9 protein-coding genes and 1 pseudogene are annotated in these 14,804 nt (G+C 69.2%); all 10 read left to right on the top strand.

Going from position 1 to position 14,804, the window contains the following annotated elements:
• The first annotated feature begins 3 nt into the window (after window positions 1–3).
• The 10 genes and pseudogenes from IPN47_16920 to lolA all read left to right on the top strand — a co-directional run bounded on the left by IPN47_16920 (window position 4) and on the right by lolA (window position 14,799).
• Window positions 4–1,047: a hypothetical protein gene (locus IPN47_16920; protein MBK9409695.1), complete on the top strand. Its 1,044-nt coding sequence runs from the start codon at window positions 4–6 to the stop codon at window positions 1,045–1,047.
• A 15-nt stretch (window positions 1,048–1,062) separates the two neighbouring features.
• Window positions 1,063–1,505, top strand: a pseudogene (locus IPN47_16915) (50S ribosomal protein L9).
• A gap of 354 nt (window positions 1,506–1,859) precedes the next feature.
• Entirely contained in the window at window positions 1,860–2,273 is a 414-nt protein-coding gene (gene rsfS / locus IPN47_16910; protein MBK9409694.1) for a ribosome silencing factor, read from the top strand.
• Entirely contained in the window at window positions 2,270–5,554 is a 3,285-nt protein-coding gene (locus IPN47_16905) for a PD40 domain-containing protein (protein ID MBK9409693.1), read from the top strand. The genes rsfS and IPN47_16905 overlap by 4 nt, the downstream gene beginning before the upstream one ends.
• A gap of 322 nt (window positions 5,555–5,876) precedes the next feature.
• A complete protein-coding gene (locus IPN47_16900; protein ID MBK9409692.1) occupies window positions 5,877–7,259 on the top strand; it encodes an SPOR domain-containing protein in 1,383 nt (460 codons plus the stop codon).
• 11 nt (window positions 7,260–7,270) lie between these two features.
• Window positions 7,271–8,533, top strand: coding sequence for a hypothetical protein (locus IPN47_16895; protein ID MBK9409691.1), 1,263 nt, complete (start codon window positions 7,271–7,273; stop codon window positions 8,531–8,533).
• On the top strand, window positions 8,534–12,091 hold the full coding sequence (smc, locus tag IPN47_16890; GenBank protein MBK9409690.1) for a chromosome segregation protein SMC: 3,558 nt from the start codon (window positions 8,534–8,536) through the stop codon (window positions 12,089–12,091). It begins immediately after the preceding gene.
• 138 nt (window positions 12,092–12,229) lie between these two features.
• Entirely contained in the window at window positions 12,230–12,994 is a 765-nt protein-coding gene (locus IPN47_16885; GenBank protein MBK9409689.1) for a ribonuclease Z, read from the top strand.
• On the top strand, window positions 12,994–14,028 hold the full coding sequence (gene aroF / locus IPN47_16880; GenBank protein MBK9409688.1) for a 3-deoxy-7-phosphoheptulonate synthase: 1,035 nt from the start codon (window positions 12,994–12,996) through the stop codon (window positions 14,026–14,028). Before IPN47_16885 ends, aroF begins: the two co-directional genes overlap by 1 nt.
• 102 nt (window positions 14,029–14,130) lie before the next feature.
• Window positions 14,131–14,799 carry an outer membrane lipoprotein chaperone LolA gene (gene lolA / locus IPN47_16875; protein ID MBK9409687.1) on the top strand — a complete coding sequence of 223 codons (669 nt, stop codon included), beginning with the start codon at window positions 14,131–14,133 and terminating at the stop codon, window positions 14,797–14,799.
• Window positions 14,800–14,804: the final 5 nt, after the last annotated feature.

Raw genomic sequence — 14,804 nt, 5'->3', positions numbered from 1 at the left:
CCGGTGACTTCTTCACCGACGACGCCGGCCTCGGTGCCGGTGACCGTGGCAGCGCCGCGGGAGAGGGGATGGGCACGTATCATCTTCGCGCTCCTGTTGGCGCTGGCGGTGCCGCTCGTGGCGATCCTGCGTCTGCTCGTCCCCATCGAGCAGACGATGGTGCTCATCGCGCCGGCCATGGCGGTGTGCGCCCTGCTCGGGTGGATGTCGGGGGGCCGACTCTGGCTCGCCGTCATCTGGCTCGGGTTGGCCTTCTGGATCCTGTCGACCTCGATGCCCGGTGCGGGGCCGTTCGACGCACTGGCGCGGGGGTGGGGGACGGTGCTGGCGGCCTCGTTCGGGGTGGTGAGTGCGGTGGCGCCTCGGCGTCCCTTCCTCACCCGGGCGCTGTCGGCAACGGCGATGGCCTTTGCGGTGGCGCTGGCGGTCATCGTGGCGATGCGGGTTCCGCCCGCCACGGTCTCGCGAAACGTTACCGACGAGTTGGCACGGCGGTTCGCGGCAGCCGAGTCGGAATGGACGGCGCGCACGGCGTCGCCCGAGTGGAAGGAGATGGTGCAGAAGTACCCGACGGCCGCGACGATGGTGGAGCAAGGCGAGGCGCAGTTGCGCAGCGTCCCCCCCTTCACCACGCGTCTCTTCGCGGCACTGCTGGCGATGGAGTCGGTGGCGATGCTGGCACTGGCGTGGTCGCTGTACCATCGGGCGAGTCGGACCCGCATCGGCTCCCCGCTCAAGGCGTTGAGCGAGTTCCGCTTCAACGACCAGTTGGTGTGGGGGTTCGTGCTGGGGGTGACGCTGCTCGTCGTCCCGACGCTACAGGAGGCGCGGGGGCTCGGGCTCAACCTCGCGGGCTTTTTCGGCGTGTTGTACGCGCTGCGGGGGCTGGGGGTGCTGGACTGGTTCCTCGCGCCGCGCGGCGTCGTGCGGCTGCTCTTTTACATCGCGATTTTTCTCGCCTGGCCAGTTGTCAGCGTCTTCTCGCTGGGGCTCGGACTGGGTGATACGTGGATCGACTGGCGTGGGCGTGCTCGCCCCGCCGCATAACGAGTGGAGCTGACCATGGAAGTCATCCTGCGACAGGCAGTCGAGAACCTCGGGCACCCCGGCGACCTGGTAAAGGTCTCGGCCGGCTTTGCCCGGAACTACCTCCTCCCGCGCGGCGTGGCCGTGGCCGCGACCGAGGGGAACAAGAAGCGCATCGCCCGGAGAAGGCGCGTCTCGAGGCGGCCGAGGCGGCCCGCCGCCAGACGGCCGAGGAGTACGCGGCGACGGTGGAGCAGATCTCCCTGACCTTCTCGGCCCGCGTCGGCGAAGAAGGCAAGCTCTTTGGCTCGGTGACGTCGGCCGACATCGCCCACCAGCTCGAAGCACAGGGCTACAAGATCGAGAAGCGCCAGATCGACCTGAACGAGCCGATCAAGGCGCTCGGCGTCTATCGCGTGCCGATCAAGCTGCACGCCGATGTGAAGCCTGAGATCAAGGTGTGGGTCATTAAGCAGTAGAGGACGGGAAGACGGGAAGACGGGAAGACGGGAAGACGAGATGGGGGGCGGCGCCTGAAGCGGGCGCTGTCCCCCATCCGCTTTTTGTATCACCGGCGACTGCTGGGCCCACCGGGTCGGTATCTCGTCTTCTCGTCTTCTCGTCTTCCCGTCTTCCCGTCTTCCCGTCTTCCCAATCACGCCCCCGGAACAGCGAAGACAAGCAGAGGGTTCGTAAGGGGGCGTGCGACCGGAGCGTGTCGCTCAGACGTGGCGCGCGCGTTAAGCTTTGGGAGGCTCGGGACACCGGGCGAGGCGCTGTCGGAACCTTTCCGTCACGGCGTCGCTAGAACACGAACCATCTTCGCCCACCGCATGGCGTCCGCTGCTTCTGCCGCTTCGAAAGGCGCGTCACACACCGCCGCTGCACGCAAGACGTCCGCCCTGGCTCAGCGCATCGCTGCGCTCTGCCAGGAGTTCAAGGCCACCGACATCACGATCCTGTCCCTCAAGGGCGTGAGCGACATGACCGATTACTTCGTGATCGCCAGCGGGACCTCGGACACGCACGTGCGCAGCACGGCGCAGCGAGTGGAAGACGAGATGAAGCGCGAGGGGGAGCGCCCGGCCCACACCGAGGGGATCGAGCAGGGACGGTGGGTGATTCTCGACTACGTGGACGTGGTGGTGCACGTGTTCCACCCGGCCATGCGCAGCTACTACCAGTTGGAACGGCTCTGGGGCGACGCCGCCGTCGTCCCGCTCAAGCATCAAGGAGCGTCTGCATGAACTGGCGTCAGTGGATCGGGGCAGTCGCGAGCGGCGCCGCCCTTACAACCGTCGTCCTCGCGGAGCGGGCCGAAGCACAGATGTATTTCGGCCAGAACCAGGTGCAGTTCGACCGGTTCCGGTGGAAGGTCCTCGAGACCGAGCACTTCCTGGTGCACTACTACCCGGAGGAGCAGGCGATCATCACCGACGCCGCCCGCATGGCGGAGCGCTCGTACGGGCGCCTGTCGCGCATGCTCAACCACCAGTTCCGCGAAAAGAAGCCACTGATCCTGTTCCGCTCGCGCACCGACTTCGGGCAGAACAATGTCACGGGCGACCTGGGCGAAGGGACGGGGGGCGTCACCGAGGCGCTGCGCCACCGCATCCTCCTCCCGTTCACCGGTGACTTCAAGACGTTCGAGCACGTGCTCGCGCACGAGCTGGTGCATGCGTTCCAGTACGACATCTTCGCCCGCGGCCGCGCCGGCGGCGGGCTGCAGACGCTGCAGCAGGTGCAACCGCCGCTCTGGTTCATGGAAGGGATGGCGGAGTACCTGTCGTTAGGCCCCAACCACATCCTCACGCAGTCGTGGGTGCGCGACGCCTCGCTCAACGGGACGCTCCCGACGATCGAGCAGATGACCTTCCGCCCCGACCTCTTCTTCCCGTACCGCTACGGCGAGGCGCTGTGGGAGTACGTGGGGGGGCGCTGGGGCGACGACGTGATCGGCGAGATCATGAACTCGGTCCCCAACGTCGGGATCGACCGCTCGTTCAAGCGTGAGCTCGGCCTGTCGCTCGAGGAGCTGAGCGACGAGTGGCGCGAGGCGATGCAGGTGAAGCACCTCCCGCAGGTGGCCACCCTCGACCGCGCCCGCAAGTTCGCCGAGCCGCTGCTCAACGCGCGCAAGACGGGGGGCTTCTCGCAGCTCTTCATCGCCCCGTCGTTCTCCAGCGACGGGAAGTACATCGCGTTCATCGCGCAGGGCTCCTTCCTGCGCGGCGAAGTCTTCCCCGACCTCTGGCTCGGCGACGGAGAGACCGGCAAGCGCATCAAGCGCCTCGTGAAGTCGAACCTCAACCCGGACTTCGAGGAGTTGCGGCTGCTGTACTCGCAGAGCGCCTTCTCGCCGGACGGGCGCGAACTCGCCTTCACGGCACAGAAGGATGGGAAGGACGTCCTGTATCTCATGGACGTGAAGCGACGCCGCATCGCGCGGGTCTTCGACAAGTTCCCGCTCGACGTCGTGATGTCGCCGGCGTGGAGCCCGGACGGCAAGCAGATCGTCTTCCAGGGATACAACGACGGGATCAACGACCTTTGGATCGTCGACGTGACGACGGGGAAGCTGCGGCAGCTGACGAACGACAAGTTCGCCGAAATGATGCCGCAGTGGTCGCCGGACGGAAAGACGATCGCCTTCACCACCGATCGCACGCCCAAGTCCGAACTGGAAGTGCTCAAGTTCGAGGCATGGCAGATCGGGACGTTCGACCTCGCGACGTCGAAGATCGAGATCCTCCCCAACCAGGACGGGCTCAACCTGAACCCGATGTGGTCGCCGGACGGCAAGTCGCTGGCCTTCGTCAGCGACCGCACGGGGATCCAGAACGTCTTCCTGTACGACTTCGAAGCCAAGGAGCACTTCCAGCTCACGAACGTGATCGGCGCGATCAGCGCGATCACCGAGGTGTCGCCGGCGATCACGTGGGCGCGGCAGGCCGATCGCCTGGCCTTCACGTACTACGAGAAGGGCGACTACACCATCTGGTCGGTGGCCAACCCGCGCCGCCTCAAGGGGAAGCCGTACCGTCCGGCGCAGCCGGTCGTCGCGTCGGCCACGCCTTCCGCCGCCCCGGCGGTCGACCCGTCGCGCGCCGCACCGGCCGCCAACGCCGCCGACATGCTCAAGGCGATCGAGACGGCCACGCGTGCCGCCGATTCGGCGCGCGCCAACGATCGGCAGCTCTCGATCTATCGCTCGGCCACCGGGCTTCGCAGCTCGGCCGAGACGCCCGGCGCCAGCGAGCGCTCCGGGAATGCGCCGATCTCGGTCGCGCAGATCCTCGATAGCGCGAGCCTCGCCCTCCCCGACACGACGCGCTTCAAGACGTACGAGTATCGACCCGGGCTGCAGCCCGAGTACATCTCGCGCCCGAGCATCGGGTACGCGCAGGACAACTTCGGACGCGGGATCTTCGGCGGGACGGCGATCGTGCTCGGTGACATGCTGGGCAACAACCGCCTCACTCTCGCGGGGCAGGTGAACGGGCGCCTGAGCGAGGCGTACTTCTACGGCGCCTACATGAACATGGGGAGCCGGCTGCAGTACATGACCGGCGCGTCGCAGACGCCGTACTTCTTCCTCAACGGCTACAACGAGCTGCCGCTGGGCGATGGATCGGCGCGTACGATCCAGTCGCTGGAGATCGCCCGCTTCATGTTCCGTCAGGGCTTCGCGATCGCGCTGCGCCCCAGCAATCGCTTCACGCGCTGGGAGTACGGGCTCAACGCCAACAACGTCTCGCGCTCGATCGCCTACGTGCGGCGCGGCGTCGACTACACGCAGGGCTTCGCCACCGATTTCATCACCGACTCGGTCAAGAACCTCGGCAGCCTGAGCTATGTGGCGCCCTACGCGGCCTACGTCTCGGACAACACGTTGTTCGGCTACACCGGGGCGATCTCGGGGCGGCGCTATCGCTTCCAGGTCGAGCCGTCGGTGGGCGGTTTGCAGTGGACCGAGTACACGGCCGACTATCGGCGCTATGTCCCGATCCTCTTCAACTTCCTCACCTTCGCCTTCCGCGGGCAGTCGTCGATCGCGATCGGGAAGGACGAAGCGGTCGTCTCGCGCAAGTACATCGGTCGCCCCGACTTCGTGCGCGGCTACGATCGCGAACAATTCGCTTCGCAGTTCTGCGGCGGCGTGGTGAACGACCAGTCGGGGTGCTCGGCGACCGAACTGCTCGGCACGCGGGTGGCCTTCGCCAACATCGAGATGCGGTTCCCGCTCATCCGGCGCTTCGACCTCGGGCTCCTTCCGATCTCGCTTCCGCCGGTGGACGGGCTGGTGTTCTATGACGCCGGCGCCGCCTGGTCCAAGGGGCAGTCGGTGTCGTTCAGGAAGCCCGACGGCTACGACGAGAACACGCAGCGCTTCGTGCTGCGCTCGTACGGCGCCGGGATCCGCCTCAACCTCTTCGGCTTCGCCCTGGTGCGGTGGGACTACGCCATTCCGCTCGACCGGCCGAACAAGAAGGGGTACTGGATGTGGACGCTGGGGCAGTCGTTCTAGGAGCCGACGGGAAAGGAGAGTGCAAACGGCGCCTGATGGCGCCGTTTGCCGTTTTGGTGCGGCGTGCGACACATCACGAATCGGGGCCGCTCCGATCCGGCCACCGAGGCAGGTCGGCGGCGCGATGTCAAGCCCTGCACGATGCCGACGCCTCGCGCACTCCCGTCTCCCGCCCCCCGTCTCCCCCCGGTAGTTTACGCGCGTGCGAGTGCGCGCTTTCGCGGCGCTGGCCCTCATCGTGTGCGCATGCGGTCGTGCTGATCGCGACGCTGCGCCCGGAGCTGCCGGTGCCCTTCCCTCGTCTGGCCCTGACCCGATCGTCGTGCGCTTTCCGCGCGACGGCGGCGTGGTGCGCGCATTCCGGTATCCCCGGCTCGATTCGCTGATCTGGCGTTCGCAGCAGCCGGCACCGGCGCTCGATCGCGTGATGGCGTTCGACGCCGAGAACGGGATCCTGGCCTACCTTGCCGCTGACGGCTCGCCCGGGTGGCTCGACCTGCGGCTCGGCACCGCGCGGGTGGCCACGTCGGCGAAGCTCGCCTCGATTGCCTCTGGCGACGGCTGGTCGATCTTCGGGGTCGACGAGCAGAATGCCGTCGTGCGCCTAACGCCAAGCGGCGACTGGCAGCTGCCGACCAATGGCAAGGTGCGGCGCATCTTCCCGCTGGCCGACGGATCGCTGGTCGTCCTGCTCGATCGCGGGACGCGGTCGTTCCTGCTGCGCGTGCGCCCGCCCGACGAGACGGTGGGTGATTCGCTCGAGGTCCCGCGCCCCGATCGCGCGGTGGTGACGCCGATGGGCGACCGGCTCTACCTCGGCGTCAAGCGCGAGCTGCTGAGCGTGCAGCCGCGGGAGTTCGACGGGATCGACAAGGTGACGGCGGATGACGAGATCCTCGCCATCGCCCCCACGCCGAGCGGTGACCGCATCTTCGTGGCCAACAAGGGGGGACCGCGCCTCGAAGTGATGGATCGCTACTCCGAGGAGATCGGCGGGTCGGTCAAGCTCCCCGGGCTGGTGACCGAACTGCGCATGGACCCCATGGGGCGCTATCTCCTCGCGCGCCCGGTCAACGGCGATTCGGCGTGGGTGGTGGCCATCGCCTCGGACGAACTGGTGGGGACCGTACGCACCGCGTGGCGCCCCGACCTCCCTGCGGTGACGGTCGACGGATTGATCGCCACCGTGCGCGGCGCCGACGTCGCCTTCGTGGACGCGGCCAAGGGGACGGTGAAGCAGTCGGTGGCCGATGGCGCGAACGACGTCTGGTTCTTCGCCTTGTGGAACGGGCTGCGCCCCAGGGCGCGCGGCGTCGACGTCCCGGTCTCGTTCTCGTTAGGTGAGGGGGTGGCCGGCGACTCCTCGGCCGACTCGGTGCGTCGCATCGGCGCGGCCACCGCGGCCGCCGCGACGCCGCCGCGCGATTCGACGGCCGAGCAACCCGCGCGCGAAGAAGCACCGCCGGCGCCCGCGGCGCGCGACTCGTGGACGGTGTCCTTTGCCGCCGTCCTGTCCGAGGAGCGCGCCCGCGAGATCGCCGACGGGATCACGGTCGACGGGCAGCGCCCGCGTGTGGTGAAGGGAGAAACCGCCGGGACCACGGTCTTTCGCGTGATCTTCGGCCCCTACAACTCGAAAGCGGACGCCGAGCGCATGGGCCGGGCGTCGAAGCACAACTACTGGGTCTACGAGGGGGTCCCCTGACCGGGCTCGACGTGCGGGACTACGAGGCGATGTGGGAGGTCGCCGGCACGCGCGTGAGCGCCGCGCTGGCCCCACACAGCGCCGTGGCGGTGCTGGGCGATGACCCGGCGGCCACCGGCGCCGTGGCGCTGGGGCTGGCGCGCTTGCACGCGCGCACGCGTCGCGTGTACCTCCTCGACCTGCTGGGCGACGGCCAGGGGATTGTCTCGCGCGAGGACGCGGAGCTGCATCCCGGTGTGAGCGACATGGTGCACTATGGCGTCTCGCTCGACCGCGCGGCCCACCCGCACAGCGAGCGGGCCAACGTCTACGTGGTCGGTGGCGGCGCCGAGTCGCCGCTGACAGTGGAGATCCTGACCAGTCGCTGGTGGGAAGTGATCGCCGAGCAGGTGCGGCGGGCGCAGGGGCTCCTCCTGGTCGCTGCGCCGGCGCGAGTGCCGGCCATGGGGCAGATGGTGATGCACCTCGACGGCATCGTCCTGGTGGGCGAGGCGGTCTCGCCCAACCCGGCCGCTGCGCTCCTGGCCGAGGTGCGCTCCGACTCGGCGCTGCACACCCCCACCGGCGGTGCGGCCATCTCACCGTTCGCCCCCCGGGGTGCCGCCCCGAGCCGGGCACGCTTGGCCATCCTGACGGTTGCGGTACTGGCACTGGGAGCGGGAGCGGTCTTTACCGCCCCCAAGTGGCGACCGCTGCTCGCGGGGTTCATCGATGCACGGTCCACGCGTGAGCCCGCACCGCCGCTCGACTCGGCCGTCACCCTTCCGCCCCCCGTCGTCGCGGCGCCGGTCGCCAACGAGGCGAGCTTCAGCGTCGAGCTCCTGCTCACCGCATCCGGAACGGAAGCGGTCGACTACGTGGCACGCCGCGGGGACTCGCTCCCGGCGATGACCTTCTCGACCGTTCTGGTCGGGGCGGATACAGTCCCGGCGTATCGCCTGGTGTCGGGGGCCTTTCCCGATAGCGCCAGTGCCGAGGAGTATCTCGCCGCGCTGCGCGGCGACGGTCGCCTGACCACTGGCGCTGGCGCCGTGGCGCGCACACCGTTCGCCCTCCTGTTGGACTCGGCCTCGTCGGACGCGATCGCGCAGGTGCGCGTCGCGGCCTACCGCGGACGAGGCATTCCCGCCTATCTGCTGCGCGACTCCTCCCTGGTCTGGCGTGTGTATGCCGGTGCCTTCTCGACCGAGGGGGATGCGCGGTTGCTCAAGCAGCAACTCGACAGCCTGAACATTCAGTCGGCCCTCGTTATGCGGGCCGGGAGTACTCCGTAGGTGCGTCTCTCCAAGCTCCAGATGCAGGGCTTCAAGTCGTTCGCCGATTCGACGACGATGACGTTCGATTCGGGCGTCACGGCGATCGTCGGCCCCAACGGCTGCGGCAAGTCGAACGTCTCCGACGCCGTGCGATGGGTGCTCGGCGAACAGCGCGCGCGCATCCTGCGCGGTTCGAAGATGGAAGAGGTCATCTTCCAGGGCTCGTCGGCGCGCCGCGCCGTGAACCTGGCCGAGGTGTCCCTGGTCTTCGAGAACGAGGACGGGGGGCTGCCGATCGCCTTCAAGGAGGTGGTCATCACCCGGCGCCTGTCGCGTTCCGGGGAGAGTGATTACCTGCTCAACGGGGCACCGTGCCGCCTGCGCGACATTCATGACCTGCTGCGGGGCACGGGGCTCGGCGCCGACTCGGGGATCGTCATCGAGTCGAAGATGATCGATGCCCTGCTCTCCGATCGCCCCGACGACCGTCGCGAGCTGTTCGAGGAAGCGGCGGGGGTCGGGCTCTATCGCGACCGGCGGCGCAGCACCGAACGCCGGCTCGAGGAGACGACGGTCGACCTGTCGCGCCTCGATGACCTCATCGGCGAGGTCCAGAGCCAGGTGCGCTCACTCGCCCGCCAGCGCAAGCGCGCTGAGCGGAACGTCGAACTCACGGCGCGTCGATTCTCGGTGGAGCTGACGCTCGCATCGCGCGAGATGGCGGCCTGGCACATCGAACTCCAGGAGCTGGAGCAGAAGCTGGTCACGCTGCGCGAGCAGGGACCGGGCGACCTCACGCGCGTGCGCGAGGCAGAACTGGGGCGCAACGCCGCGCACGAAGGGCGCGCCTCGGCCGAAGCCAGCCGCGGTGAACTGGCGCGCCTGGCGCTGGTGCAGCAACAGAGCGTGCAATCGTTGCGGTCGGAGATCGCGGTCGCCGAGGAGCGACAGCGCAACGCGCTGGAGCGGCGTCAGCGCGCCGAAGAGGAGCGCCGTGAGGGCGAAGCCTTTGGCGAGCGCCTCAACGCCGATCGTGTGCGCGCCAGCGAGGATCGGGCGACGCTCGAAGGCGAACTCGCAACCGCGCAGGAAGAGCTGTCGATTCACGCGCGGGAAGAGGACGCCGCTCGTCAGGCGGTCACGGCCGCTCGTGCGGCGGTCGATGCCGCCGAGCGCATTGCGCGTGAACTGCGCGAGCAGCAGCGCCGCATCGACCTCGATCGCGAGAGCGCCCAGCGCGAGACCGCGGAACTCGAGCAGCGGACCAGTGCGCTCGAACTCGAGCGTCAACAGCTCGCCGACGCCGCCGCCGTGCTCGCCCGCGAGATCGAAGGGGCCGAAGAGGCGATCGAGTTGGCGCGCGTGAGCGTTGCCGGCGCCGTGACGGCGCTGGAGGAAGCGCGTGCGACCGCGCGGGCCGCGCGTGAGCGCGATGCCGCCGCCCGGGCCGAACTGGGGCGCGCGGAAGACGCCAACACCGCGCTCGAAGGAAAGGTCAACGCACTCGAAGGGCTGGAGCGAGAGCGCGTGGGGCTCGCCCCCGCCGCGGCACGCCTGCTGCGCGAGAAGGAGCGGTTCGGCGAGGGTGCGGTGCTTGGCCCCATCTCCGACTTCCTCACGACGTCGTCGGCATCGGCGCTGTTGGTCGAACGTTTCCTCGGGATGACGGTCCACGCGATCGTCGTGCGTGACCAGGCAGCGGCCGCCGCGGTGCGTACGTGGCACGCCGGTGCCAACCCCGGCCCGCTCCTGCTCCTCCCGCTCGATGCGATGCCCGCTGCGGCGGCGTCCGACGCGGGCGACCTTCTCCCGCAGGTCGAAGTCGCCGAGCCGGCGGCCGGCTGGGTCCGCAGCCTGCTCGAGCGCGTGCACGCGCTCGACGAAGGGAGCGGCTTCGTCGATGCGCGCGGGGCCGTGTGGCTCCCGGGGACGACGGCGGGCCCCGGCCCACTGCGTCGTCGCGCCGAGCTGTCGGGGCTGCGCTCCGAGTTGCAGGCGGCGGCCGAGGGACGCAAACTCGCCGCAGCGGCCGCCGAGGAAGCGCGCCGTGCGCTGGCCGAGGCGGATGCCGCAGTGGCGATGGCCACCGAGGCAGCCAACCTCGCCAACGCCGAGGATCGCCGCGCCAACGACCTGCGCGCGGAGCTCGAGCGCCGGCGCCTGCGTGGCGTGCGCGAGATGGAGAATGCCGAAGGGCTCGCGCGCCGGCTCGCGGAACGCCAGGAGGAGCTGGGGACGCGCCTGTCCTCGCTCGAGGTGCGCGCAGCCGAGCTGCACGAATCGTTGGGGACGCACGGCACCGACGCCGAGGCGCTGCGCGCCCAGGCGGCGGAGGCGGAGCGTTCGCTCGAAGCGGCGCGCGAGCAGCGCGCCAACGGACAGGTCGCCCTGGCACAGTCGCAGGCACGGTTGCAGGTGGCGACCGATCGCCTCCACCGCCTCGACCAGGAGCACGAGAACGCCGCCCAGCGCCTGCAGTCGCTGCACAGCGAACTGTCGACGCTCGCCGACTCGGATCGTTCGCTCGCCGAGCAGATGGCGGTCTGGCAGATGGACCTCGACGCGCGCGTCGCCACGCTCACCGACGCCGAGGCGCGACTGGCGGACGCCGAGCAGCAGGTGCGCGACGCCGACACCGCGTTGCAGGCGGCGGATCATGCGCTCGATGCCGCGCGCCGCGAGGCGCACGACCACGAGTCGGCGCTGCACCACGCCGAGCTGCGCTTCACCGAACTCTCCGGCCGCCGCACGGCGATCCGCGAGCGCCTGGAGACCGAGTGGCGTCGACCGCTCGAGGACCTGATGACGAGCTTCGAGGCCGTCGACGTGGAGGACGAGCTCCTGCGCGCCGAAGCCGAGCAGCTGCGCAGTGAGCTGGAAAAGCTCGGCCCGGTCAACCCGCTGGCGGTGGAGGAGCACGAGGAGGAGGTGAAGCGCCTCGACTTCCTCACCACGCAGCGCAACGACCTCTCCGAGGCGAAGAACAAGTTGCAGCTGGCCATTCGCGAGATCGACACGACGGCGCGCGAACTCTTCCTGGCGACCTTCACGCAGGTGCGCGAGAACTTCCGCCAGATCTTCATGACGCTGTTCGGCGGCGGGGAGTGCGACCTGCGCCTGGAGAACCCGGAGCTGCCGCTGGATTGCGACATCGAGGTGCATGCGAGTCCGCGCGGCAAGCGCACGCAGCGCATCCACCTGCTGTCGAGCGGCGAGCGCGCGCTGGTCGCGCTGTCGCTGCTCTTCGGCATCTTCCTCACGAAGCCGTCCCCCTTCTGCCTCCTGGACGAAGTGGACGCCCCGCTCGACGATGCCAACATCGGGCGCTACGTGCGGATGCTGAACCAGTTCAAGGGGAAGACGCAGTTCATCGTCATCACCCACAACCCGCGCACCACGACCGAGGCGGCCGACGCAGTGTACGGCGTGACGATGCAGGAGCCTGGCGTCTCGTCGTTGGTGAGCGTGCGCATGCGCGGCAACATCGTCGACGACGGGACGGCCGAGGAGGCCGCCTCGACCTCCGCCGGCGACGGCGAGGCCCGTGAGGGCGAAGTCGCCACGGCCCCCGCCTAACGTGTTTCCGGGCCGTCGAACGAAGTCGGTGGACTCGAGCCCCGGGCGCGCCAAGCGCGTCCGGGGCTCACCCGTCTTCTCGTCTTCTCGTCTTCCCGTCTTCTCGTCTTCCCGTCTTCCCGTCTTGTAGCACCGCCCATGCGCCTCTGCACGGTGGGCACCGGAACCGCCGCTCCCAGCCCCGCGCGCGTGCAATCGGCGACGCTGGTGGAGTCCGGCGACGTCCGCCTCCTCGTGGACTGCGGGAGCGGCGCCGTGTACCGCATGGCGCAACTCGGGATCGACTGGGCAACCATCACCCACCTCGCCCTCACGCACTTTCACGCCGACCACACCAACGACGTCGCCAACCTGCTGTACGCGTGGCGCTACGGGATGCTGCCGCCGCGTCAGGCGCCCATCGAGATCATTGGCCCCGTCGGCACCGCGGCGCTGCTCGATCGGCTGGCGCTGGCCTTTGGCGCGGGGCTCCGGGACGCCCTCCCGATCGTGATTCGCGAGGTGGAGCCCGGGGGGCGTCTCGCCTTGTCAGCGCACGGGGAAATCGAGGCCGCCAAGGTACCGCACACGGCCGAGAGTGTGGCATATTCCGTCTCGGCGCAGGGGCGGCGGGTGGTCATCTCGGGCGACACCGGGTTCGATCCGGCGTTCGCCGATTGGGCGTCGCAGTGCGACGCGCTCGTCCTCGAGTGCTCTCTCCCCGACGCGCTGGCCATCCCATCGCACCTGACCCCGCGTCAATGCGGCCAGATCGCGGGGAGGGCCAGCCCACGACTCCTCGCCCTCACGCACTTCTATCCTCCCGTGGAGGCAGTCGACATCGACGGCCAGGTGGCCGAAGGGTTCGACGGGCGCGTCATTCGCGCCTACGACGGGTGGGTGCTCGACCTCCAGGAGATGTAATGCTCGTTGTCATGCATACCACCGCGACGCCGGCGGATATCGACGCCGTCTGCCGCGTGATCGCCGAGATGGGATACTCCGCCGTCCCGATGCCCGGTGAGCAGCGCACCGCCATCGGTGTCGTCGGCAACGACGGTCGCGTCGACGATACGAACGTCGTCGGCCTCGCCGGCGTGGCGCAGGTCATCCACGTCAGCCGCCCGTACAAGCAGGTCTCTCGCGAGTGGCGCCCCGAGAACACGATCGTCCACATCGCCCCAGGCGTCGCCTTCGGTGGCAACGCGATCGTGATCATCGCCGGCCCGTGCTCCGTGGAGTCGGAGGAGCAGATCCTCAGCGCCGCGCGCGCCGTGCGTGCAGCTGGCGGCACGGCCCTTCGCGGGGGCGCCTTCAAGCCGCGCTCCTCGCCGTACTCGTTCCAGGGACTCGGCAAGCGAGGACTCGAACTCCTCGCCCTCGCCCGCGCCGAGACGGGGCTCCCCGTCGTCACCGAGGCGATGGACGAGGCCGGGGCCGAACTGGTCGCCGAGTACGCCGACTGCATCCAGATCGGCGCGCGCAACATGCAGAACTACTCGCTGCTCAAGGCGGCGGGGCGCATCGGCAAGCCGGTCCTGCTCAAGCGCGGAATGGCGGCGACCATCACCGACCTGCTCCTCAGTGCCGAGTACATCCTGGCCGAGGGGAACACGCAGGTGATCCTCTGCGAGCGCGGGCTCCGGTCGTTCGACACCGCGGCGCGCAACATGTTCGACCTCAACGCGATCCCGATCGTGCAGAAGATGTCGCACCTGCCGATCATCGCCGATCCGAGCCATGGCACCGGGCTGCGCGACAAGGTCATCCCGATGACGCGCGCCGCCGTCGCGGCCGGCGCCGACGGGATCCTGGTCGAGATGCACCCCAACCCGGAGCGCGCCAAGTCCGATGGTGCGCAGAGCCTCTATCCGGAACAGTTCGCTCGCCTGATGGAGGAGGTCCGCCTCATCGCGCAGGCGATTGGCCGGGAGATCTCCCCGCCGCCGGGAACGTAGCGAGGGGCGCCCCGGTACCATGTTGCAGGTGGGCGGGGCGTCGTGCCCCGCCCCGTCTCTTTCAGGCGACCCATGATCCCAACGACTTCCAGACGCGCCGTCGTGGCAGCGCTGGCGGCCCTGCTGCTGGCGAGCCAGTTCGCCGCGACGGCTCAGCTCTCGGCGCAGGATCCCGCGGCGGCGGCGATCGACCGCGCGGTGGAGGCGTACGCGAAGGTCCGCACCGCCCGCGCGACGTTCGAGCAGGTGGTGACCAATCCGCTCACCGGCTCCAAGCTGCAGTCGCGTGGGGCGTTCGAGCAGGCGCGTCCCGACCGCTTCGCCTTTCGGTTCGATGATCCCAAGGGGGACATGATCATCTCCGACGGGAAGTTCGTCTGGGTCTACCTCCCCAGTTCGACCCCCGGGCAGGTGATTCGGGCCCCGCTCACCTCCGACGTGGAGGGGTCGATGGACCTCATCGGCGCCTTCTTCAGCAACCCGCGCACCCGCTACACCGTGAGCGATGCCGGGGCCGCGACGATCGGCGGCCGGGCCGCGCGCGCCGTCACCCTCGTCCCCAAGGGCAAGGAGGGGAACTTCACGCGAGCCAAGGTCTGGATCGACACCGTCGACGGGACGCTGCGCCAGTTCGAAGCCGAGGAACTGAGCGGGATCGTGCGGCTCGTGAGGATCACCGCCTTCACGGCGAACGCCGCCATTGGCGAGCAGGCGTTCCGCTTCAAGACGCCGCGTGGTGTGCGCGTGGTGAACCAGTCCGACATCCAGTAGCCGAC

Source organism: Gemmatimonadota bacterium, from assembly GCA_016719105.1.
Classification (GTDB): Bacteria; Gemmatimonadota; Gemmatimonadetes; order Gemmatimonadales; family Gemmatimonadaceae; genus SCN-70-22.
Note: the sequence above shows the minus strand (reverse complement) of the source record. Positions and strands in the feature narration are given on the sequence as shown.

Coding starts and splice junctions, on each gene's coding strand:
- rsfS (MBK9409694.1), top strand. CDS start 1,860: ATGGCGTCCGCTGCTTCTGCCGCTTCGAAAGGCGCGTCACACACCGCC.
- IPN47_16905 (MBK9409693.1), top strand. CDS start 2,270: ATGAACTGGCGTCAGTGGATCGGGGCAGTCGCGAGCGGCGCCGCCCTT.
- IPN47_16885 (MBK9409689.1), top strand. CDS start 12,230: ATGCGCCTCTGCACGGTGGGCACCGGAACCGCCGCTCCCAGCCCCGCG.
- aroF (MBK9409688.1), top strand. CDS start 12,994: ATGCTCGTTGTCATGCATACCACCGCGACGCCGGCGGATATCGACGCC.